Source organism: Streptomyces sp. NPDC042336 (genome assembly GCF_055581985.1).
In genome coordinates this window covers 43,614-65,573 of record NZ_JBVJEA010000008.1, presented here as the reverse complement: position 1 = coordinate 65,573, position 21,960 = coordinate 43,614, and the positions used below count along the sequence as shown (strand labels likewise).

General features: G+C 72.3%; 19 protein-coding genes and 1 riboswitch. Of the genes, 10 read left to right on the top strand and 9 right to left on the bottom strand.

All coding sequences use genetic code 11. The features are described 5' to 3' along the window. Nucleotides 1-109: 109 nt before the first annotated feature. Entirely contained in the window at nt 110-526 is a 417-nt protein-coding gene (locus ACZ6IM_RS18930; RefSeq protein WP_052839788.1) for a cobalamin B12-binding domain-containing protein, read from the bottom strand. A 438-nt stretch (nt 527-964) separates the two neighbouring features. Here ACZ6IM_RS18930 and ACZ6IM_RS18925 point away from each other — a divergent pair, with 438 nt between their 5' ends. Continuing rightward, nucleotides 965-1,933 (top strand): esterase/lipase family protein, encoded by a 969-nt coding sequence (locus ACZ6IM_RS18925; RefSeq protein WP_052839789.1) that lies wholly within the window; start codon nt 965-967, stop codon nt 1,931-1,933. Nucleotides 1,934-2,129: 196 nt separating this feature from the next. Then, nucleotides 2,130-3,779 carry a M23 family metallopeptidase gene (locus tag ACZ6IM_RS18920; RefSeq protein ID WP_469557655.1) on the top strand — a complete coding sequence of 550 codons (1,650 nt, stop codon included), beginning with the start codon at nt 2,130-2,132 and terminating at the stop codon, nt 3,777-3,779. A 92-nt stretch (nt 3,780-3,871) separates the two neighbouring features. On the opposite strand, the gene pcrA is transcribed toward ACZ6IM_RS18920, so the two are convergent. Then, entirely contained in the window at nt 3,872-6,358 is a 2,487-nt protein-coding gene (gene pcrA, locus ACZ6IM_RS18915) for a DNA helicase PcrA (protein ID WP_469557654.1), read from the bottom strand. A gap of 252 nt (nt 6,359-6,610) precedes the next feature. Continuing rightward, a riboswitch (cyclic di-AMP (ydaO/yuaA leader) is annotated at nt 6,611-6,794 on the top strand. Between the two features lie 6 nt (nt 6,795-6,800). On the opposite strand from pcrA, the gene ACZ6IM_RS18910 reads away from it, so the two are divergent. Together ACZ6IM_RS18910 and ACZ6IM_RS18905 are read left to right on the top strand one after the other, a co-directional pair. Beyond that, the gene (locus ACZ6IM_RS18910) at nt 6,801-7,991 is read left to right on the top strand and encodes a C40 family peptidase (protein WP_469557652.1); all 1,191 of its coding nucleotides are present in this window, start codon (nt 6,801-6,803) and stop codon (nt 7,989-7,991) included. A gap of 60 nt (nt 7,992-8,051) precedes the next feature. Next, nucleotides 8,052-9,068 (top strand): tellurite resistance/C4-dicarboxylate transporter family protein, encoded by a 1,017-nt coding sequence (locus tag ACZ6IM_RS18905; protein ID WP_052839793.1) that lies wholly within the window; start codon nt 8,052-8,054, stop codon nt 9,066-9,068. Here the strand turns inward: ACZ6IM_RS18905 and ACZ6IM_RS18900 are convergent. Continuing rightward, a complete protein-coding gene (locus tag ACZ6IM_RS18900) occupies nt 9,046-9,399 on the bottom strand; it encodes a hypothetical protein (protein ID WP_052839794.1) in 354 nt (117 codons plus the stop codon). The genes ACZ6IM_RS18905 and ACZ6IM_RS18900 overlap by 23 nt on opposite strands. A gap of 308 nt (nt 9,400-9,707) precedes the next feature. Here ACZ6IM_RS18900 and ACZ6IM_RS18895 point away from each other — a divergent pair, with 308 nt between their 5' ends. Then, on the top strand, nt 9,708-10,763 hold the full coding sequence (locus ACZ6IM_RS18895; protein WP_052839795.1) for a C40 family peptidase: 1,056 nt from the start codon (nt 9,708-9,710) through the stop codon (nt 10,761-10,763). A gap of 46 nt (nt 10,764-10,809) precedes the next feature. Here the strand turns inward: ACZ6IM_RS18895 and ACZ6IM_RS18890 are convergent, their stop codons facing one another. Then, entirely contained in the window at nt 10,810-11,556 is a 747-nt protein-coding gene (locus ACZ6IM_RS18890; protein WP_052839796.1) for a LuxR C-terminal-related transcriptional regulator, read from the bottom strand. Continuing rightward, on the bottom strand, nt 11,553-12,845 hold the full coding sequence (locus ACZ6IM_RS18885; protein WP_052839866.1) for a PspC domain-containing protein: 1,293 nt from the start codon (nt 12,843-12,845) through the stop codon (nt 11,553-11,555). Before ACZ6IM_RS18885 ends, ACZ6IM_RS18890 begins: the two co-directional genes overlap by 4 nt. 180 nt (nt 12,846-13,025) lie before the next feature. On the opposite strand from ACZ6IM_RS18885, the gene ACZ6IM_RS18880 reads away from it, so the two are divergent. After that, a complete protein-coding gene (locus ACZ6IM_RS18880) occupies nt 13,026-14,432 on the top strand; it encodes a PspC domain-containing protein (protein WP_469557649.1) in 1,407 nt (468 codons plus the stop codon). After that, nucleotides 14,419-14,664, top strand: a complete 246-nt coding sequence (locus ACZ6IM_RS18875; RefSeq protein WP_469557647.1) for a hypothetical protein — start codon at nt 14,419-14,421, stop codon at nt 14,662-14,664. Before ACZ6IM_RS18880 ends, ACZ6IM_RS18875 begins: the two co-directional genes overlap by 14 nt. 37 nt (nt 14,665-14,701) lie before the next feature. Here ACZ6IM_RS18875 and ACZ6IM_RS18870 read toward each other — a convergent pair whose 3' ends face one another. The 3 genes from ACZ6IM_RS18870 to ACZ6IM_RS18860 form a co-directional block, all read right to left on the bottom strand. Continuing rightward, nucleotides 14,702-15,229: a DoxX family membrane protein gene (locus tag ACZ6IM_RS18870; RefSeq protein ID WP_469557645.1), complete on the bottom strand. Its 528-nt coding sequence runs from the start codon at nt 15,227-15,229 to the stop codon at nt 14,702-14,704. A 140-nt stretch (nt 15,230-15,369) separates the two neighbouring features. Next, nucleotides 15,370-16,665 carry a hypothetical protein gene (locus ACZ6IM_RS18865; protein ID WP_469557643.1) on the bottom strand — a complete coding sequence of 432 codons (1,296 nt, stop codon included), beginning with the start codon at nt 16,663-16,665 and terminating at the stop codon, nt 15,370-15,372. Between the two features lie 211 nt (nt 16,666-16,876). After that, the gene (locus ACZ6IM_RS18860) at nt 16,877-17,680 is read right to left on the bottom strand and encodes a class II aldolase/adducin family protein (protein WP_052839801.1); all 804 of its coding nucleotides are present in this window, start codon (nt 17,678-17,680) and stop codon (nt 16,877-16,879) included. Nucleotides 17,681-17,807: 127 nt separating this feature from the next. Here ACZ6IM_RS18860 and ACZ6IM_RS18855 point away from each other — a divergent pair, with 127 nt between their 5' ends. Then, nucleotides 17,808-18,293, top strand: a complete 486-nt coding sequence (locus ACZ6IM_RS18855; RefSeq protein WP_469557641.1) for a pyridoxamine 5'-phosphate oxidase family protein — start codon at nt 17,808-17,810, stop codon at nt 18,291-18,293. Between the two features lie 15 nt (nt 18,294-18,308). Here the strand turns inward: ACZ6IM_RS18855 and guaA are convergent, their stop codons facing one another. After that, nucleotides 18,309-19,889 carry a glutamine-hydrolyzing GMP synthase gene (guaA, locus tag ACZ6IM_RS18850; RefSeq protein WP_052839803.1) on the bottom strand — a complete coding sequence of 527 codons (1,581 nt, stop codon included), beginning with the start codon at nt 19,887-19,889 and terminating at the stop codon, nt 18,309-18,311. A gap of 368 nt (nt 19,890-20,257) precedes the next feature. Between guaA and ACZ6IM_RS18845 the strand changes: the two genes are divergently transcribed. Together ACZ6IM_RS18845 and ACZ6IM_RS18840 are read left to right on the top strand one after the other, a co-directional pair. Next, entirely contained in the window at nt 20,258-20,548 is a 291-nt protein-coding gene (locus ACZ6IM_RS18845; RefSeq protein WP_052839867.1) for a chorismate mutase, read from the top strand. 375 nt (nt 20,549-20,923) lie between these two features. Next, the gene (locus ACZ6IM_RS18840; protein WP_469557639.1) at nt 20,924-21,949 is read left to right on the top strand and encodes an LPXTG cell wall anchor domain-containing protein; all 1,026 of its coding nucleotides are present in this window, start codon (nt 20,924-20,926) and stop codon (nt 21,947-21,949) included. Nucleotides 21,950-21,960 lie beyond the last annotated feature (11 nt).

Genomic DNA, 21,960 nt, shown 5'->3' with positions numbered 1-21,960 from the left:
GGGGCGAGGCCCGCGCCGTCGGAACGGGATGCGCCCAAGGCCGGACGGCCGGACTGGACGGCTGAGGCCGGACAACCGGACTGGACGGCTGAGGCCGGACGGCCAGGGATTACGCCCCCGCGGGCTCCCGCACGTTCTCGCGGACCCATTCCACGATGGACGCCGTGGTCGCGCCGGGCGTGAAGATCTCCGCGACGCCCTTCTCCTTCAGCGGGGCGATGTCCGCCTCGGGGATGATCCCGCCGCCGAAGACCAGGATGTCCGCGGCGTCCCGCTCCCGGAGCAGCTCGATCACCGCGGCGAAGAGCGTGTTGTGCGCACCGGAGAGGATGGACAGACCGATCGCGTCGGCGTCCTCCTGGATCGCGGTGTCGACGATCTGCTCGGGCGTCTGGTGGAGGCCGGTGTAGATGACCTCCATACCGGCGTCACGCAGGGCCCGCGCGATCACCTTGGCCCCGCGATCGTGGCCGTCGAGCCCCGGCTTGGCCACCACCACGCGGATCGGACCGGCTGCCACACCCATCACTGCCTCCATGAAGCGACTACATCCATCCGTACCGACAAGTACCGCACACTTCACGTCCTCGCGGCGTGGATCCCCGCACCACGGTGTCCGGGGGAAGTGAACGAACGTTATCGCCAGCATCCCGCAACCGGCAGTTTCGCGGTGGATACAGAGGGGGAAATCACACGGTGGGACACGTTCGCCGCGCACCGCTCAGGGCGCGGCGGCACACGCGTACGGAGAGCCGCAGCGAGGGCGGCGCGGACCGGCAGCGGGCCTCGTCGCCGTTTCACCGACACCACAGGCCACATACGGCCCACCGGGCTCTGATACGGCATGCCGGGACACGGGTAGGCATAAACCTCGCAAACAGCACCAGTCACTGGTGTCACGGCGCTCCACGAGGGCACACGGGGGACAGAGGCGTCCCTGCGCGTGCCGACAGGAGGTCGGCCCATGAAGGTCACCACGGCAGCACTGCCCCTTCTCCCGCTCTTCCAGCGTCTTCTGCCCGGACTCCCCGGTCTTCCAGGACTCCCCGCGGTCCCGGGACTGCCGGACCTGGCGGGTCTTCCCGGCAGGCTGACCGGGCTTTCACTGACTCTCCTGAAGGCAAGCGCCCTGGAGGCCGCGATCCTCGCCGGGCACCTCCTCCTCTACCCCTCGGGGATCATCCAGGAGCGGCGCCCGGTCCAGACCCTCCGGCCGGCGGACGCCCAGGATCCGCAGCCGTCCCCTCCGCCCCCCAGGCTCCCGGCCCCGGTCAGCCCCCCGGTCGTGCTGCTGCACGGCTTCATCGACAACCGCTCGGTCTTCCTGCTGCTGCGCCGCAGCCTGGCCCAGCACGGCAGGCACGAGATCGAGTCGCTGAACTACTCCCCGCTGACCTGTGACATCCGCACCGCGGCCGAGCTGCTCGGCCGGCACATCGAGGAGATCTGCGAGCGGACGGGCAGCGAACGGGTCGACGTCGTCGGGCACAGCCTCGGCGGGCTGATCGCGCGCTACTACGTGCAGCGCCTCGGCGGGGACCTGCGCGTCCGCACCCTGGTGACGCTCGGCACCCCGCACGCCGGCACCAAGGTGGTACCGCTGGCGAACGCGCACCCGATCGTGCGCCAGATGCGCCCCGGATCGGCGGTGATCGAGGAGCTGACCCACCCGGCGCCCGGCTGCCGCACGCGGTTCGTCAGCTTCTGGAGCGACCTGGACCGCGTGATGGACCCGCTGGAGACGGCCTGCCTCGACCACCCCGACCTGACCGTGCAGAACATACGGGTGAGCGGCATCGGCCACCTCGCGCTGCCCGTACACCCCACCGTGGCCACCGGGATCCGGCAGGCACTCGACAGCGCCGGACCGGAGACAAACGGAGAGACTGGCACGGAAACGGGCAAACGTTCCGGCGGGCTGACCGTGGCCTGAGACCGAAGCAACCCGTTCGGACTCGAACAATTCTCGAACACAAAGCCAAACTCGTGCCCGCCGTCCCCCAAAACACGGCCGATTGCCCGTTTCCTTCGCTCGTGAAACCTGACGAAGATTGTCGTGCCCGTATACCGCCGGGTACAGTCGCCGCACTGCTCTGGCAGCCCCTGTTGTCGAGGCGAAAGAGAAGTTGGTGAACGACCGTCACCCGTCGGGGACAAGGACCACCCCGGCTCCGGCTTCCGACGCCGATCCGGCGCAGTACGCGTCGTACGGCACGGGGGAGGCCCAGTACGGCGACCTCACCACGTTCGGCGGCTACGCCTCCACCGGTTTTTCCACCGGCACCGCCGACACCTCGGCCTTCGACGCGGACCCCCTCTTCGGCAGCATGCCGGGCCACTACACCGGCGCCCACGAGGCGACGGGCTCCTACGACGCCACCCAGTGGTCCACCGGCGGCGAGCAGGCCCCGCACTACGACGCGTACGCGGCCCAGCACCACGCCGCCTACGACACCGGCGCCTACGACACGACGGCGTGGACGGCCGGATACCAGCAGAACGGCTCCGTACCGCCGCAGGGCACGAGCGCCGAGGCCACCGGTCAGTGGGACACCGGCGCATGGAGCCTTCCGGACCAGTCCGGCGCTCCCGCCGACGCGACCCAGCAGTGGGACTGGGGCACGCAGACCTTCGACACCGGCACCTTCGACACCGGCACCTTCGCCACCGGGGCCTTCGACACCGGCGCCTACGAGACGAGCACCTTCGCGACCGGCACCTTCTACACCGGCGCGTTCGCGGGCGGCCCCGTGGACACCGGCGCCTACGACGCCACGCAGTGGAACACGGACGGCACGGTCACCGGCGCGGCCGAGGATCCGGCCCGGCCGGTCGGGCACCCCGCCCCGGACGACGCCGCCCCGGACACCGCACCCGTCACCGAGGGCACCGAACCCGCCTCGTACGACGGCGAGTTGGCCGCCACCGGCGAACTCCCCACCGTGACCGCCCTGCTGGACGACCAGGAAGAGGTCACGCCGGCCGCGCGGATCCCGGCTGCCCGCACCGGCGCCCGCGCCGGGGCGCGTTCCCGTCGCCGCCAGCCCGCCAAGCGCTCCGCGCTGCTGACCATCGCCGTGCCGTCGGCCTGCGTGATGAGCGTCGCCGGTATCGCGGCCGCCTCCGTCGGCAGCCTGAGCGGCGACGAGGGCACGGACACCGCGGCCTCCGCACCGGACCCGGGCAACGCGAAGGCCGCTCCGGTGAAGCCGTCCGCCGCCAACAACAAGCTGGACACCCAGCTCACCAGCCTGGCGGCCGGGGCCGACGACTTCGCCGACCGGGCCAGCCGGACCCAGGAGCGCATCGACCTCAAGGCCCAGCAGGCCGCCGAGAAGAGGCGGGCGGCGGAGGAGGCGGCCCGCAAGGAGCGGCTGCGCCCCAAGTTCGCGCTCCCGGTGGAACAGCACGGCCTCAGCGCCTACTACGGGCAGGCCGGCATCAACTGGATGTCCGTCCACACCGGCATCGACTTCCCCGTGTCGTACGGGACGAAGGTGATGGCGGCGACCGACGGCACCGTGCGGACGCAGTACAACAGCGCGTACGGCAACATGATGATCGTGACCGCGAAGGACGGCACGGAGACGTGGTACTGCCACCTCTCCAGCTACCAGGTCCCCTCCGGTACGACCGTGAAGGCGGGCGACGCGATCGCGTTCTCCGGCAACTCGGGCAACTCGACCGGTCCGCACCTGCACTTCGAGGTGCGCCCCGCGGGCGGTTCGTCGATCGACCCGCTGCCGTGGCTGCGCAGCCACGGCATCAACCCGACCTGACGCCGTAACGTCTCGGCAGACCGCCGACGCGGCCACCACGGTCGGCCCGGGCGGAGGCCCGGGCCCTCACCGCACCGCCCCGGACCCCACCCTCAGAGCCTCTCCACCGGCGCGTACCGCAGCAGCAGCCGCTTCGGCTTGGTGTCCCCGAAGTCGATCGTCGCCTCGGCGTTCGACCCGGTGCCCTTGACCCCGACCACCGTGCCGAGCCCGAACTGGTCGTGGGTGACGCGGTCGCCGACCGCCAGCGAGACCGTCGGCTGCTCGGCACCTGCCGATCTGCGGGTGGCGAAGCCGGACGCGCCCGACGCCGACGAGCGGGAACGGGACGAGGACAGCGAGGCCGCCACTCCCGAGACCGGTGCGGAGGGCGCGGGGCCGTTCGCCCCGGTCCGCTTCCACTCCAGGTGCGGGGCCGGGATCTCCTCCAGGAACCGGGAGGGCGGGTTGTACGACGGCTGGCCCCAGGCGCTGCGCAGCGTCGACCGGGTCAGGTAGAGCCGCTCGCGGGCGCGCGTGATGCCGACGTAGGCGAGGCGCCGCTCCTCCTCCAGCTCCTTGGCCTGGCCGAGAGCACGCATGTGCGGGAACACGCCGTCCTCCATGCCGGTGAGGAAGACGACCGGGAATTCCAGGCCCTTGGCGGTGTGCAGGGTCATGAGGGTGACGACGCCGTCGCCGTCCTCCTCGTCCGGGATCTGGTCGGAGTCCGCGACGAGCGCGACCTTCTCCAGGAAGTCCGCCAGCGTCCCGGCCTCCTCGCCCTCGGCCCGCTCCTGCTCGAACTCCAGGGCGACGGCCGCGAGTTCCTGGAGGTTCTCGATGCGGGTCTCGTCCTGCGGGTCGGTGGACGCCTGCAACTCCGCCAGGTATCCGGTGCGTTCGAGGATCGCCTCCAGGACGGTCGCCGGTCCGGCGCCGGACTCGACGATGGTGCGCAGGTCCTCCATGAGCGTGTTGAACCGCTTGACGGCGTTCGCGGAGCGCGCGGCCATGCCGTACGCCTCGTCCACGCGCCGCAGCGCCTGCGGGAAGCTGATCTTCTCGCGCTGGGCGAGGGCGTCGATCATCGCCTCCGCGCGGTCGCCGATGCCGCGCTTGGGGACGTTGAGGATGCGGCGCAGCGGCACCGAGTCCTCCGGGTTGGCCAGCACCCGCAGGTAGGCCAGGACGTCCCGGACCTCCTTGCGCTCGTAGAAGCGGACCCCGCCGACGACCTTGTAGGGCAGGCCGGTGCGGATGAAGACCTCTTCGAAGACACGGGACTGGGCGTTGGTCCGGTAGAAGACGGCGACGTCCCCGGCCTTGGCCTCGCCCGCGTCGGTGAGGCGGTCTATCTCGTCGGCGACGAACTGCGCCTCGTCGTGCTCTGTGTCGGCGACGTACCCGGTGATCTGCGCGCCGCTGCCCTGGTTGGTCCACAGGTTCTTGGGGCGGCGGGACTCGTTGCGCTCGATGACCGCGTTGGCGGCGCTGAGGATGGTCTGGGTGGAGCGGTAGTTCTGCTCCAGCAGGATCGTCGTCGCGTCCGGGTAGTCCTCCTCGAACTGGAGGATGTTGCGGATGGTGGCACCGCGGAAGGCGTAGATCGACTGGTCGGCGTCGCCCACCACGCACAGCTCGGCGGGCGGGACCTCGGCCTCCGGCGGCACGTCGACGGGGTGCTCCGAGGCCACGCCGACCAGCTCGCGCACCAGCGCGTACTGGGCGTGGTTGGTGTCCTGGTACTCGTCGACCAGGACGTGCCGGAAGCGGCGGCGGTAGTGCTCGGCGACGTCCGGGAAGGCGCGCAGCAGATTGACCGTGGTCATGATCAGGTCGTCGAAGTCGAGGGCGTTGGCCTCGCGCAGCCGCGACTGGTACATGGCGTAGGCCTGGGCGAGCGTCTTCTCGAAGCCGTCGGCGGCCTGGGCGGCGAAGTCCTCCTCGTCGATCAGCTCGTTCTTCAGGTTGCTGATCTTCGCGCTGAACGACTTCGGCGGGAAGCGCTTCGGGTCCAGGTCCAGGTCGCGGCAGACCAGCGCCATGAGCCGCTTGGAGTCGGCGGCGTCGTAGATCGAGAACGACGAGGTGAAGCCGAGCTTCTTCGACTCGCGGCGCAGGATGCGGACGCACGCGCTGTGGAACGTCATCACCCACATCGCGTTGGCGCGCGGGCCGACGAGCTGCTCCACGCGCTCCTTCATCTCGCCCGCGGCCTTGTTGGTGAAGGTGATCGCGAGGATCTGCCCGGGGTGGACGTTCCGCTCGGCCAGCAGGTGGGCGATGCGGTGGGTGAGCACACGGGTCTTGCCGGAGCCGGCACCGGCCACGATGAGCAGCGGGGAGCCGGAGTGGACGACCGCGGCGCGCTGGTTGTCGTTCAGCCCCTCCAGGAGGGCGGCGGCGTCCAGGGCGGGGCGCGGGGCGCCGTCCCGGTAGTGGGTGTCCCGGTCCGGGGGCGCGTCGAACTTCCCGCCGAACAGATCGTGCGGAACCTGCTCCGGTCCGTGATCGTCCTCGGGCGGCGGGGGTTCCTCCTCGTGACCCCGGGGGGTCTGGAGGCTCGCCAGGAAGCTGTCGTCAAAGAGGCTGCTCATCGCTCTCCGAGTCTAGGGCGCCCCACCGACAACCCGGTGCCACCCCGGAAAATGCCCACCGTTCCGCCACGGGCACGCCCCGCGACCGGCCGGAACACGAAGAGTGACGCCCGGGACCGGCCCGGCGGCACCCGAACGGAAGGTCACGAAAATGTATCGGGCATATCACCCACCAACCTTCACAGCGGCCACACGAGTTGGCTACGGTGCGGGGCAGGCCGCTCGACCCCCTCCGGCGAACCTCGCCGGGCCGCGCGGCCTCCGCCGAGTCCGGCCTGCCCGCACGGCACCGGAGCCGGGGACCCACCGAGACCTTGGGGTGAATCGGCCGCACCGCCCTCGACGAGACGAGAGGGCGGGCCGCCGTAGGGCAACCCTTCCGAACCACCGCCCGAACCCGACAGCTAACCCGGTAGGCGGAGCACTGGAAGGAGTCGCCTCCTTGGCGTCGCACCGCAAGTCGCGTCCCACCGGTTCCCGCGTCGCGGGCATACGGACCCCGGCCCTCGCCACCGCGGCACTCACCTCCGTCGCCCTGCTGTCCCAGACGGCGGGCGCCACGCCGTCGGACGACCGGCCGACCCTCGAAGAGGTCGAGAAGAAGGTCGACGACCTCTACCGCCAGGCCGGGTCGGCGACCGAGAAGTACAACGCGGCCAAGGAGAAGACCACCAAGCAGCGCAAGAAGGTCGACACCCTCCTCGACGACGTCGCCCAGCGCACCCAGAAGCTCAACGACGCGCGCGAGGAGCTGGGTTCCTTCGCCTCCGCCCAGTACCGCACGGGCGCCTCGGTCCCGGAGACCGCGACGCTGCTGCTCGCGGACTCGCCGCAGGACTACTTCGACCAGAACCAGCTGATGAACCGGCTGACCGGCCGGCAGAAGACCGCCGTCGACGACTACGTCACCCAGCAGTCCGAGACGATGAAGAAGCGCCGGGAGGCCACCGAGAGCCTCGAGACGCTCACCGACTCGCAGCACGACCTCAAGACGGCCAAGTCGACCGTCCAGAAGAAGCTGGCCACCGCGCGGGCGCTGCTCTCGGAGCTGACCGCCAAGGAGAAGGCCCGGCTGGCCGCGATCGAGAAGAAGAAGCAGGAGGAGGCCGAGCGCAAGGCAGCCGAGCTGGCGAAGCAGCAGGCGGAGGAGGCGGCCGAGCGCGAACGGCAGGAGGAGGCCGCCCGGCAGCAGGAGAGCGGCGCCGGATCCGGGTCCTCGGGGACTTCCGGCGGCACCGGCTCCACGGGCTCGTCGACGCCGGGCACCTCGAACGGCACCAAGGCCGAGAAGGCGATCGCCTTCGCCCGCGCCCAGATCGGCAAGCCGTACGTGTGGGGCGCCACGGGCCCCGACTCCTACGACTGCTCGGGCCTGACCCAGGCCGCCTGGAAGGCCGCGGGCGTGACGCTGCCGCGCGTCACCTACGACCAGGTCAACGCCGGCACGACCGTCTCCGTCGCCCAGGCACAACCCGGTGACCTGGTCTTCTTCTACGACGACATCAGCCACGTCGGCCTGTACATCGGCGACGGCATGATGATCCACGCACCCAAGCCGGGCGCGTACGTCCGCGAGGAGTCGATCTTCTACGACGGCGAGTCGTCCATCTACAGCGTGGTGCGCCCGGCCTGATCGGCGAGGGCGCGTCTTTCCTGCGATCCGATCCGCCGGGCAGGCCCTAGCATCGGGCGCATGTCATCGGCCACCCATCCCTCAGCGCTGCGCGCCTGGTGGGCGCAGCGCCCACCGGCGGCCGGGGCCGCGGTGATGGCGACCGGCATCGTGTCGGTCGCCCTGCATCTGACCGGCCGCGAGGTCCTGTCCCGGATCGCCCTGGTCCTGGCCTGCGCCGCATGGCTGATACTGGCCGCCAACTTCGTCTACCTGCTGCTGGCCGACCGGGCGCAGTGGGTGAAGCGGGCCGGGACGCCGGGGGCGCTCACCGCCGTCGCCGCGACGACCGTGCTCGGCACCCGTTTCTCCCTGCTCGGCTGGTCGCGCCTGGCGGCGGTGCTGCTGGTGCTGGCGGCCCTGCTGTGGCCGTGGCTGCTGTACCTGGTGGTGCAGCACTGGGGGCGGCGGATGCCCGGCGCCGTCTTCCTGAGCTGCGTGGCCACCGAGGGGCTCGCCGTGCTCGCCGCCACGCTGGCCACGGCCACCTCGACGCCCTGGCTGGCGCACACGGCGCTGGTGCCGTTCTGGCTGGGGATCGTGCTCTACCTGATCGCACTGTTCCGCTTCGATCTGCGGCAGGTGGCGCGGGGCTCAGGGGACCACTGGGTGGCGGGCGGCGCGCTCGCCATCTCCGCCCTCGCCGGAGCCAAGCTGCTCGCGGCGGCCGGGACCGGCATATACCTGTGGAACGCCGACGACCGGGCCGTCCTGCACGACGTGACCGTCTGCCTGCTCGCGCTCGACCTCGCCTGGTACGCCGTACTGCTGGCCGCCGAGATCGCCTGGCCCCGCCTCCGCTACGACGTGCGCCGCTGGTCGACCGTCTTCCCGCTCGGCATGACGGCGGCGGCGACGCTGTCCGTGGCCGTCGTCGTCGACGTCCCGTGGCTGGACGCACCCGGCCGGGCGCTGCAGTGGATCGCGGTGGCCGGGTGGCTGGCGGTCGCGGCGGGGGCGGTCGTCCAGGCCCGGGCGGCGCTGCGGTCCGCGGGAGGGGACTCCGAGGCGGCGGTCAGGTCCACAGCACCGCGATGAAGACGTTCACCAGGGTCAGCGCGCCCACCAGGGCGAACAGCGGCTTTTCCACCTTCTCCTCGTCGCGCTTCACGTAGACCAGGCCGAGGATCACGATCAGCACGGCGAGCTTCACGCCGATCTTGACGTTGTCGACGGAGTAGTCCTGCGCCTGGTTGAGGCCGACCAGGACGGCGCCGGTGACCAGCATCGTCAGCGCGCCGTGCAGCATCGCGGGGGTGAACCGGGCCGCGCCCCGGCCCATCGCCTTCATCTGGGTCAGGAAGCCGCCCAGGAGCGCGGCGATACCGATGATGTGCAGGCCGACGAAGAGGTGGATGAGTACGTCCATGGGGCCGGAGCCTAATGAGGGCCCCGGCGGGCCCGGACACCGGCCCGCCCCGGCGCTCCCATAACAGCTCACGTCCCCCACCCGCCTCCGATCCGGCATTTCGATCATCACCCTGTGTGAAGGCGACGGGCCCTGGAGCGAACGACGGTCACATACGGTCCCCGCACGATCCGGTGCCGCCACTTCCGCGCATCCCGTCACCGGACCGTTACCGACCCGCCTAGCGTCCTTCCCCAGGCAGCCGGAATGGACCGGAGCCGACCCGGCGCTGGCCGGGGTCGAGTCGTACGGAAGGACGTGGATCGCAGGTGGGAACGCACCGCAGGCCGCGACAGCGCGCGACGGGCGGCGGCAGGGCCCGTACGGCGGCCACGATCACCCTCGCGGGCACGGCCGCCGCGACGGGACTGGGCGGGACCGGACACGCCGATCCGCAGCCGACGGCGGCGCAGGTCAGGGCCAAGGTGGACAAGCTCTACCAGGAGGCCGAGGTGGCCACGGAGAAGTACAACGGGGCGAAGGAGAAGGCGGACGCCGCCGAACAGCGCCTGGAGGAACTGCGGGACGAGGCCGCCCGCAAGGAGGAACGGCTGAACTCGGCGCGGGAGGCGCTGGGTTCGGTCGCGGCGGCGCAGTACCGCAGCGGCGGCCTGGACCCGGCGCTGCAACTCGCGCTCTCGTCCGACCCGGACCGGTATCTCGACGGCGCCGCGTTCGTCGAGCGGGCGGGCAGCCGGCAGACGGCCGAGGTGGGCCGCGTACGCAAGGAGCTGCGGGAGATCGAGCGACTGCGCGGCGCCGCCCGCGTCGAGGTGACCTCCCTGAAGGCGCGCCGGGCCGAGCTGAGACGTCACCGGGAGACCGTCACCGGCAAGCTGGAGACGGCCCGCCGCCTGCTGTCCCGGCTCACCGCCGAGGAACGCGCCCGCGACGGCGACGGCACGGCGGATCGCGCCTCCCGCGCCTCTTCCGCCGGCTCCCGGGAGGGCCTGTCCGCCGCCGCCCAGGCCCCCGACTCCCGCGCCGCGGCGGCCGTCGCCTACGCCTACCAGAAGCTCGGCAGTCCCTACGTGTGGGGCGCGACCGGCCCGCACGCCTTCGACTGCTCGGGCCTCACCCAGGCCGCCTACCGCGCGGCCGGCGTCTCCCTGCCCCGCACGACCTACGCCCAGATCGACGCGGGCCGCCGCGTCCCGCGGTCCGAACTCCGCCCCGGTGACCTGGTCTTCTTCTACTCGGGCATCAGCCACGTCGGCATCTACGTCGGCAACGGGCGGATGATCCACGCCCCGAACCCGTCGGCGCCGGTGCGCGTCGCCCCGGTCGACGAGATGCCGTTCGCGGGGGCGACGCGGGTGGTGTGAGGCCCCCCGCGCCGGACGGACCCGCGCCCCCTGTCCCCTCGTGAGGTCAGACCAGCCGCCGCGCCGTCGCCCAGCGGGTCAGCTCGTGCCGGTTGGACAGCTGGAGCTTGCGCAGGACCGCCGAGACGTGGGACTCGACCGTCTTGACCGAGATGTACAGCTGCTTGGCGATCTCCTTGTACGCGTAGCCGCGGGCGATCAGGCGCAGCACCTCGCGCTCGCGCTGGGTGAGCCGGTCGAGGTCCTCGTCGACCGGCGGCGCGTCCGTGGAGGCGAACGCGTCGAGGACGAAGCCGGCCAGGCGCGGGGAGAAGACGGCGTCCCCCTCCTGGACCCGGAAGACGGAGTCGACCAGGTCGGTGCCGGTGATGGTCTTGGTCACGTAGCCCCGGGCGCCGCCGCGGATCACCCCGATCACGTCCTCCGCCGCGTCCGACACGGACAGGGCGAGGAAGCGGACGGGCCGCTCGGCGTCGCTCATCAGGGGCGCGCAGCGGCGCAACACCTCGACTCCGCCGCCGCCGGGGAGGTGGACGTCGAGGAGCACGACCTCGGGGCGGGTCGCGGTGATGACCGTGACGGCCTGGTCGACGTCGGCGGCCTCGCCGACGACCTCGACCCCGGTCTCGGCGGTCTGGCCGATCTCGGCCTGGACGCCGGTGCGGAACATGCGGTGGTCGTCGACGAGCACCACGCGCACACGGCGCTCCCCCGCGTCACCACTCGCCGGCCGTGCGGGCTCGGCCGCCTCGCCCGCTCCCGCCGTTCCGTTCGCCTCGGTCGGGTCGCTCATGACGTCTTCTCCGCCCTCTCCATTTCCAGTTCGACCTCCGTGCCGCCGTCCGGCACCGCGCGCAGCCGCGCCGTGCCGCCGTTGCGCTCCATGCGGCCGATGATCGATTCTCTGACGCCCATGCGGTCGGCGGGTATCGAGTCGAGGTCGAAGCCTGGACCGCGGTCCCGGACGGACACGAAGACCGTCCTGCCCTCGACTTCGGCGTAGACCTGTACGGCGCCGCCCTCGCCACCGTACTTGGCCGCGTTGACCATCGCTTCGCGCGCGGCCTGCATCTGCGCGCTGACACGCTCGTCGAGGGGGCAGTCGCCGACGACGACCACCTCCAGGGGAACGCCGTGCTTGTCCTCGACCTCCGCCGCGTTGCGCTTCACTGCCTCGGCGAGGGTGGTGGGCTCGTCGTCCTCGTCCTTGCCGTTGCCCTCCGGTTTGTAGAGCCAGGAGCGCAGGTCCCGCTCCTGGGCCCGGGCCAGGCGGCGCACCTCGCCCGCGTTCTCCGCGTTGCGCTGGATCAGGGTCAGGGTGTGCAGGACCGAGTCGTGGACGTGGGCGGCGACCTCGGCGCGCTCCTGCGCGCGGATGCGCATCAGCCGCTCCTCGGAGAGGTCCTGCGTCATCCGCACCAGGTAGGGGCCGGCGAGGAGTGTGATGCCGACGAGGACGGCGAGGGCCGCCTGGAGGACGGAGCCGAGGTGGGCCGCGGAGCCCTGGAGGACGAAGATGCCGGTGACCCCGGCCGTCACCAGCAGGACGCCCGCCACCGAGCGCAGCAGGGTGACCGTACGGCGGTGGCGTCCCACCTCGGCCCAGCGGGCCCGGCGCGCGTTGTCCGCCTGGCGCCAGACGAGGGCGACGCCGGCGCCGACGAGCACGGTCGGCCACAGGTAGGCCTTGGCGCCGCCGCCGAGGTCGACGTTGCCCACGAAGACCAGGGCGACGACGACCATGAGGAGAAGGGCGACCATCTGCCCCTTGTCCGGCTTGCGGGCCACGAGCCTGCGGCGGCCGTCCGGCCCGGCCTCTGCGGTGACGAGGGGCGGCGGCTTCTGCGCCTCCACTCCCCCGACGCCCAGCGGCACGAAGAACCAGAAGGCCGCGTACAGCAGCGCGCCCAGGCCGTCGGCCATGAACAGGCCGACGAAGGCGAACCGCACCCAGATGACGGGCAGCCCGAGATGCCCGGCGAGCCCCCGCGCCACCCCACCGAGCCAGCGTCCGTCGCTGCTCCGGTAGAGCTTGCGCGGCGGCCGCGGTTCGAGGACGGGTGCTGCTGCGGCTTCCGGCATGACACAGATGGTCACACGGGTGCGGGAGCCGGGGCATCAGGGTCGTTCCCCCAATCACCCCTGATCTTCGGGCCGCGCAGGCCTCGAACACTGCCCGGGCACGGAGTCAGGGCCGATATCAGGGTCCGACCAGGGTCGAACCGGCTGCCGTCACGGCATCTCGCCCGTCACCATGGACCCATGACAGATCACGAGCGCGCCGCGACGGGGCCGGGACCCGGCCCCGGCCCGCGCCGCCAGCGGGGCGCCGGGCCACGGGACGCCGAGTCCGCCGCGGATGCCGCTGCGGCCGCCCCGGACGACGCGGGAGCCGTCGGGCCGCCGCACCGGTTCCGGCGCGACCGGCGGCACAAAACGCTCGCCGGAGTGTGCGCCGGCCTCGGCCGGCAGTGCGACCTGGACCCGGTGATCTTCCGGATCACGCTCGCGGTGCTCTCCGCGACCGGCGGCATCGGTCTCCTCTTCTACGGCTTCGCCTGGCTCTTCGTCCCCTACGACGACGAGGAGGAGAACGAGGTGCGCAAGCTGCTGACCGGCCGGGTCGACGGCCAGGCACTGGCGGCCGTGCTCTTCGCCCTGGTCGGCTGCGGGATCTTCCTCACCATGCTGCGCAACGGCGGCGTGCTGACCTTCGCCGTCGTCCTCTCCCTGCTCCTCGCGGGCGCCGGGTACTGGTCGCGGCACCGCAGGGCCCCCGAGCCGGACCCGCTCTCGGCCCAGGCCGTCGCGGACGCACCGCCGGAGGCCCAGGCGCCGCCGATCATGTACACCTGGCCCTCCTGGTGGCGCGGCCCCATCGTCAAGGACGGCACCCATGACGGTGGGACGGGCTATCTGTGGGGGCCTCCGGCCTCCGCGGACCATGACATCGCCGCGGCCGTCGACATCGGCCGGGGAGCCCCGGGGCGCCGCGACCCCGCGGGTGACCGGCGCTCCTGGTCCTCGCAGACGCGCGGTCCCCGCGGCATCGGCGGCTGGGTGTTCCTGCTTGCCGTGCTGGCCGGCTTCCTCGGGACCCGGCTGACCTGGGGCGACCACCCGCTGGGCACCAGCCTGCAGACCGGCCTGGCGTGCGCGCTCGCCGTCTTCGGCCTCGGTATCGCGGTCAGCTCCTTCCTCGGGCGGACGGGAGCCGGGTCGATCTTCCTGGCGATCGTCACGGCGGGGCTGCTGGCCGGATCGGCCGCGGTCCCGGAGAAGGTCGGCACCGAGTGGGTGCGGCCCACCTGGAAGCCCGTGGTGGCGGCCGACGTACGCGACCAGTACGACATCGGCGCGGGCAGCGGCACCCTCGACCTGTCCCGCCTGGACCTGGCCGAGGGGCAGACGGTGACCACCCGGGCCGACGTGGGCATGGGCCGAATACGGGTCCTGGTGCCGCAGGACGTGACCGTGCGGCTGAACGTCGAGGTGGGTGTGGGCGACATCCAGCTGCCCGGTGACGACGAGAAGGACGTGGACGTGGCACCGGGCAAGCACGAGGAGATCACCCTGACCCCCGCCGAGGGCGGCAAGGACGGCGGCACGCTCGACCTCGACCTCCAGGTCGGCGTCGGGCAGGCGGAGGTGTCCCGTGCTGCGTCATAGGTTCCAGCCGGGTCGGCTGGTGGCCGGGGTCTTCCTGATGCTGACCGGCGTCGTCTACGCCGGTGACGCGGGCGGCCTCTGGGAGACGCCGTGGTTCGTGGTGATCCCACTCGTCAATGGCGGGCTCTGCCTGGCGGGCGCGGTCGGGGGCGTGGCCCGGTCCGCGCACCGGCGCCGCGCAGACCTTCGCACGGCGACGCCGGACGAGCCCGGCGCCGGCCTCCCCCGCTGACGGCGCCGCGAGGCAGGCGGGAGTCGCCGGACGCGCCCTAGCGGTAGCCGCCCGTCCGGCGCCTGCGCCGGGAGCGCAGTACGGCGTCCAGTGACAGCAGCGGGGCGCCCGCGAGCACGAGGGGGAGCCAGGCCATGAGGTAGGCGAGGTCGTTGCCGTAGTAGTAGGGGTCGGAGGCCCAGCTGACGGTCAGCCACAGACTGAGCGAGATCAGCGCGCCGCCCAGCGCCGCCAGGCGGGTCAGCAGCCCGAGCAGGGTGCCGATGCCGACGGCCAGCTCGCCCAGGGCGATGGCGTAGCCGAATCCGGGCGGGTTCTTCAGGGCGAGGTCGACCAGGGCGGGGACGGCCGAGGAGTCGCGGACGGTACGCATCATGTCGCCGATGGAACCGGCGCCCGCGTCCTTCAGGAAGGCGCTGTCGGTGAGCTTGTCCAGACCGGCGTAGACGAAGGTGACGCCGAGGAAGATGCGCAGCGGAAGGAGGGCGTACCGGGCGGCGCTGTCCCGCAGGTCTCCCCCGCCCCCCGGTGAGATGTCGACGTCCGTCCGCATACCGTGCGTCATCACTGCCAGCCGCCTCTCGCCGCGCGTGCCCGGACCCCCACCAGACCATACGTACAACGGACCGACCCCGCTCAACCCCTGGGCAACCGGTTTCTCGCCGTCGGTCGCGGCAGGCAGCCCACCGGGGCGTGCGGGAGGTGTCAGTCCGTCACGTCGATCGCGTAGCGGTTGGTCTCCACGCCCGTGCCCGTGACCACCTGGACGTCCACCCGGCCCGGTTCCACGTCCGCCGGGACGGGGACCGTCAGCAGGTCGTCCGTGGGGTTGCTGAAGCCGCCCGTCACCGGCACCAGGGGGACGTGGACGTTGACCGCGCCGATGCGGACGACCATCCGGGACAGCCGGTCCGCCCGCTGGGCGCCCGGCGGCACGAAACCCGCCCCGCGGATCTCGATGTCGTCACCCGTGCGGATGGGGGCGTCCAGGTCACCGGCCTCCCGTGACCGGACCACCGAGAGGATCACCGGCCGCCCGCCCTCGGCGTACTTCCCGGCCACGTAGGTCGCCGCCGAGACCAGCACCACCACCGCCAGTCCCCAGGGCAGGTCGGGCAGTTGCTCCGGACGCCGGGCCAGGCGTACCGCCGCGAACACCAGGGCCACGGTGCTGATCACGACGTACTGGATGTCGGCGAAGGTACCGCGGCCCGCGTCGTCCGTCAGCAGGTCGGAGGCGCGCGGCCGGTCGGCCCGCACCTTCTGCAGCCGCTGCCCCAGTACCCGCAGTCCGACCACCCGCCGCACCAGGACCGCGATCCCGCAGACCACCGCGAGCACGGTCACCGCGCCGGTGCCGCGCCCGAGTTCGAGTCCGGAGATCAGGGCGTCCCGCCGGTCGTGCCCCGAGGCGACGGCCAGTTGCCCGGCGAGCACCAGCACGGCGTAGGCGACGAAGAGGACCCAGGCCGCCGCCACGGCACGGGAGGTGGACAGGCGGTTGTCCTCGCCGATGACCGGCGCCAGCGCCCCGCCCCGGGCCCGGTGGAACCACGACGCGGCCGAAAGCGCACCGGCCACCACCAGTGCCGCCGCGAGTCCGGCGGCGCGCGCCGCCGACCAGCCCGCGCCGACCGCGGTGAGCGACTGCCCCAGCAGCAGCACGACGACCGCCGCCCACGCGACGACCGTGGTGCGCCGGCCCAGCGCCGCGAGCCACGCGTCGCCCTCGGCGCGGCCGCGTTCGGCGACGGCTTCCGCCGACTGGGTCAGCTCCTCCGAGACCCACTGGCGCGAGGCGGAGGCCGAGTGGGCCACCGCGGCCGGCAGCCCCTGCCCGGCCGCGAACTCGTCGCGTCGCAGCAGGAACGCGGCGACCGCCCTGCGGTGTCCCTCACGGGCACCGTGCGGGCAGTCCCCGCAGGTGCAGCCACCGCCGTGCGCCGCCTCGTACGCGCCCCTGTCCGAGCCGCTCCCGCGTCTCGCCTCCTGCACCGCCACGCCCGACGCCCGCCTTCCCGCACCCGGTAAGTCCCTTGGAACGACAGCGAATTGTGCCGCACCCCGGCCCGCGTCCGCGCGCCGCCCCGTCTTACGTCTGCTCAGCGCGGGTGATGCCCGGCACGCCGTGTTGACGCGGCCGCGAGCCGCACCGCCCCACCCCGCCCCGCCCCGCCCCGCCCCCAGCGATTCCGACCCGCACCGGGCACGGTCAGTCGAACAGGTCCGGTTCGCGGCGGGTGACCTCCTGCCACAAGGGCTGGTAGTTGATCCACGCCACCAGGTCGCCGCCGAGCTGTTCCCGGGTCGCCACGGCCTGCCGGTGGTCGATCCGCACCGGCCGCCCCGCCGCCTTCGCCAGCAGCTGCACCTGGCAGGACCGCTCCAGGGACAGGAACCACCAGGCCGCCGCGTCCACCGAGTCGCCGACCGTCAGCAGCCCGTGGTTGCGCAGCACGAGCGCCTTGCCGGAGCCGAGCACCCCCGCGATGCGCCGCCCCTCCTCGGCGTCGACGGCGACACCGGAGTACGAGTCGTACAGGGCGTGGTCCTCGTAGAAGGCGCAGCTCTCCTGGGTGATCGGTTCGAGCAGCTCGCCGAGGGCCGACAGCGCGCGCCCGTGCACCGAATGGCAGTGGGCGACCGCGACGACGTCCGGGCGGGCCGCGTGGACCTGGGAGTGGACGGTGAAAGCGGCCTGGTTCACGTGGTGACCGCCCTCCACCACCTGGCCCTCGGAGTTGGCCAGCACCAGGTCGCCCACCGTGATGTGGGCGAAGGGCACGCCGAACGGGTTGACCCAGAAGCAGTCGCTGTACTCGGGGTCGCGGGCCGTGATGTGCCCGGACACCCCGTCCTCGAACCCGTACCGCCCGAAGAGGCGCAGCGCGCAGGCGAGCCGTTCCTTGCGGTGCCGGCGTTCGTCCTCGACCGAGTCGTGCCTGGGCGGCATGGCGAACCGCAGCCGGTCGGTGGGCAGCGGCGGGGGCTCGGTGGCCCCGGGCGTCCCGTGCATGTGTTCTCTGTCCTTCGGCGCCAGATGTGCCTTACGGGCCGGAAGTTACCGGCGGTGAGGCCGAGAGGACAGTTTCCGGGGCCAATACGCGACAGAGGGTGTCGGTTTTGGCGTTCACACTCGGCGTATGACTTCGCGCACCCCTGTGAACTGGGCCGGTTTCGCCGCCGCCGAACCCGTCCTGGCCGAGACCGTCGAGAAGCGCTTCGGCGCGTTCACGCACCACGTCCTCGCCACCCTCCGCAAGGACGGCTCGCCCCGCACCACCGGTCTGGAGGTGCGCTTCCTGGGCGGCGAGCTGTGGCTCGGCATGATGCCGCACTCGCTGAAGGCCCTCGACCTGCGCCGCGATCCGCGCTTCGCGCTGCAGGCGAACCCGGGGGACGGCACCGGCATGGGCGGCGGGGACGTGCGGATCGCCGGCCGGGCGATCGAGGTCGAGGACCCCAAGACCAAGGCCGGGTACGTGAAAGAGGTGGAACCGCCGGAGCCGTTCCACCTCTTCCGTACCGAGCTGACGGAGGTCGTGCGGACCTGCGTCGAGGACGACACGTACCTCGTCGTCGAGATCTGGCAGCCCGGCGAGCCCGTGCGCACCGTCAGGCGCACATAGGGAGAGCCCCTGGGCTCACTCCCACTCGATCGTGCCCGGCGGCTTCGACGTCACGTCGAGGACGACGCGGTTGACGTCCTTGACCTCGTTGGTGATCCGGGTCGAGATCTTGGCGAGCACGTCGTACGGCAGCCGGGACCAGTCGGCCGTCATGGCGTCCTCGGACGAGACCGGCCGCAGGACGATCGGGTGGCCGTAGGTCCGGCCGTCGCCCTGGACGCCGACGGAGCGGACGTCCGCGAGCAGCACCACGGGGCACTGCCAGATGTCGCGGTCGAGGCCGGCCGCGGTCAGCTCCTCGCGGGCGATGGCGTCGGCCTCGCGGAGCAGGTCGAGCCGCTCCTTGGTGACCTCGCCGACGATCCGGATGCCGAGGCCCGGGCCCGGGAAGGGCTGGCGCTGAACGATCTCGTCCGGCAGGCCCAGCTCCTGGCCGACCATCCGGACCTCGTCCTTGAACAGCTGGCGCAGCGGCTCGACCAGCTCGAACTCGATGTCGTCCGGGAGCCCGCCCACGTTGTGGTGGGACTTGATGTTGGCGGTGCCGGTGCCGCCGCCGGACTCGACGACGTCCGGGTAGAGCGTGCCCTGCACGAGGAAGGCGACCTCGGGGCCGTCCTCCTGCATGATCTCCAGCTGCGCCTGCTCGAAGACCCGGATGAACTCACGGCCGATGATCTTGCGCTTCTCCTCGGGGTCGGACACCCCGGCCAGCGCCTTGAGGAACCGCTCCTCGGCGTCCACGACCTTCAGCTGGACGCCGGTCGCGGCGACGAAGTCCTTCTCGACCTGCTCGGTCTCGCCCTTGCGCATCAGGCCGTGGTCGACGTAGACGCAGGTCAGCTGGGAGCCGATGGCCTTCTGGACGAGGGCGGCGGCGACGGCGGAGTCCACGCCGCCGGACAGGCCGCAGATGGCCCGCTTGTCGCCGACCTGCTCGCGGATGGCGGCGACCTGCTCCTCGATCACGTTGCCCGTGGTCCAGTCGGGGCTCAGGCCCGCGCCCCGGTACAGGAAGTGCTCCAGCACCTGCTGCCCGTGCGTGGAGTGCATCACCTCGGGGTGGTACTGGACGCCGTAGAGCTTCTTCTCGTCGTTCTCGAAGGCGGCGACCGGGACGACGTCCGTGGAGCCGGTGACGGTGAAGCCCTCGGGGGCGGCTGAGCAGGCGTCGCCGTGCGACATCCACACCGACTGCTCCGCCGGCGTGCCCTCGAAGAGGGTGGAGGACGGCTTGGAGACGGCCAGCTCGGTACGGCCGTATTCACGGGCGCCGGAGTTGTCGACGGTGCCGCCGAGGGTCTGCGCCATCAGCTGGAAGCCGTAGCACATGCCGAAGACGGGGACGCCGGCCTCGAACAGGGAGCGGTCGAGGGTCGGGGCGCCCGGCTCGTACACCGACGAGGGGCCGCCCGAGAGGATGATGGCCGCCGGGTTCTTCGCGAGGATCTCCTCGACCGGCATGGAGCTCGGCACGATCTCGCTGTAGACCCGCGCCTCGCGGACACGACGGGCGATGAGCTGGGCGTACTGCGCGCCGAAGTCGACGACCAGGACGGTGTCGGGGGCGGCGGCAGCGGGAGTCGCTGATGACACGGGGTGCCTTCCGGCGGTCGGGCGGGGGGCTTGTGCTCCCGATTCTACCGAGCTGGGCGGGTGACCCGGCCCCGCCGTCGGCCGCCACCGTCGGCCCCGCCGTCGCCCCCTCCCCCGTCCCGCCTCGGGTCTCACCATGCGAACCGGCTTGGACACCGACCGTCGCCAGGGCATACTGGGCCCATGCACAAGCACCAGGCGTTCCTGTTTACCTATGGCAACCGGCCCACCGGCTGCCATGGTCGTGCTGCTTGAGCAACTGACAAGCGACTTCCCAGGCGCCCCGGGCCGACAAGGTCCGGGGCGCCTGGCGTTTGCGGACCGGCCGGATCCAGGGTGCCGCCACCTTCGGCGAGGAGACCCCCGACATGACCGCCACCGCGGCAGCAGACAAGACCGGCGCCCGCACCCCCGAGGCCGCCGGCGTGATCAACGGCGCCCGGGAGCGCATCGACGCCCTGGACGACCGGATCATCGGCCTGATCCAGGAACGGATGGCCGTCTCCGCCGTCATCCAGGACGCACGGATCGCCTCCGGCGGCCGGCGGGTGAACCTCTCCCGCGAGATGGAGGTGCTCGACCACTACCGGCAGGCGCTGGGCAAGCCGGGCACCGCGCTCGCGATGACGATGCTGGAGCTGTGCCGGGGTCGCATCTGAGTTCGGTCACGCTCTCACCCGTACGGCGCGTGACCGTCGCGCGGGACGCTTCGTTGGTCCCGGTGTCCGCGCCAGCCAGGGGCGGGCCCGAAAGAACCACGCGTGGCTCGCTGGAGCGATGAGACGTACGGATCGTGCCGTGCGTCGTGGGACCTCGCTCCAGGAAGTGACCGGACGGCAGGGGACAGCAGCCCGGTCACCCAGAGAACGGCCGGCTCCGGGGACGCCCGGGGCCGGCCGACGGAACGCGTCCCCCGTTCAACCCGAGCATCCGCCGCCTCACTGGCCACTTCCGTCACCGCAGTGACACAGGCCACATAAGGATTCTGTGAACGCGGGGACAACCCTTCACAGCCTTCGCCGATCAGAACAGGCATGAAGCTTCGTCGCGCCCTGGCCGCGGCCGCCGTCACCGCGGTGGTCGCCCCCGCCGCACTGCTCGCGGCCCCGGCCGCCCACGCGACCGGCGACGCGTCGCCGTCCCCGTCCGCCTCGTCGGACCGGTCGGTGCTCGAGACCGCACCGGCTCCCGCTCCCAGCGACTCGGCGAGCACCTCCACGGGCTCCCCGGACGCCACGCGCTCCCCGCGAACTTCCGAACCTCCGGCCGCGGGGAACACGACGGACGAGGAGGGCACTCCCGCCCCCGACGACTCGCGGACGGCCACGTCCGCCCCCGCGGCCCCGTCGCCGAGCACGTCGGCGCCGGAGGAGACCGGGACCCCGGCCCCCGAACCATCCGTGTGCGAGGACACCAAGGTCGACGTCGACATCGAGGGCCTGCCCGGCGAGATCGCGGCGGGCAGCGGCTGGCACGAGTTCTCGCTGAACGTGGCGAACGACTCCGGCTCGACGCTGCAGAACCTCGAGTACCTGGCCGGCGCCTCCGCCGACCGCGACGGCGATGAGCTGTTCGAGAGCAGGACGGTCCGCCTCCAGGCCTGGAACTCCCAGGAGAAGACCTGGCAGGACCTCGACGAACTCGGCTACGCGGTCGGCTACATCGGTTACACCGACGAGCTGGCGCCCGACTACGAGGTCGCCGTCCCGATGCGGATCGACGTGCGGGCCGGCGCCCCGGTCGGCGCGGGCTTCACGCTCGGCGCGACGATCTACGGCGACGCGGACGGCGAGTGCACCGGCTTCGGCGACGTCGCCTACGAGTTCCGGATCGTGGCCCCCGGCACGGACACGGAGGGCACCAGGCCGCAGGAGGGCGGCAGGGCGCCGGTCGCCGTCCGGAAGCCGTCCGCCGGCACCCCGGAGGTCACCGGGAGCCTCGCCGCGACCGGCTCCGGCTCGGCGCTGCCGGTGATCGGCCTCGTCGGCGGGCTCGCCGTGGTCGTCGGCGGCGGCGCGGTGTTCGTGGTGCGGCGGCGCAGGGCCGGCTCGGACACCTGACGCCCACACCC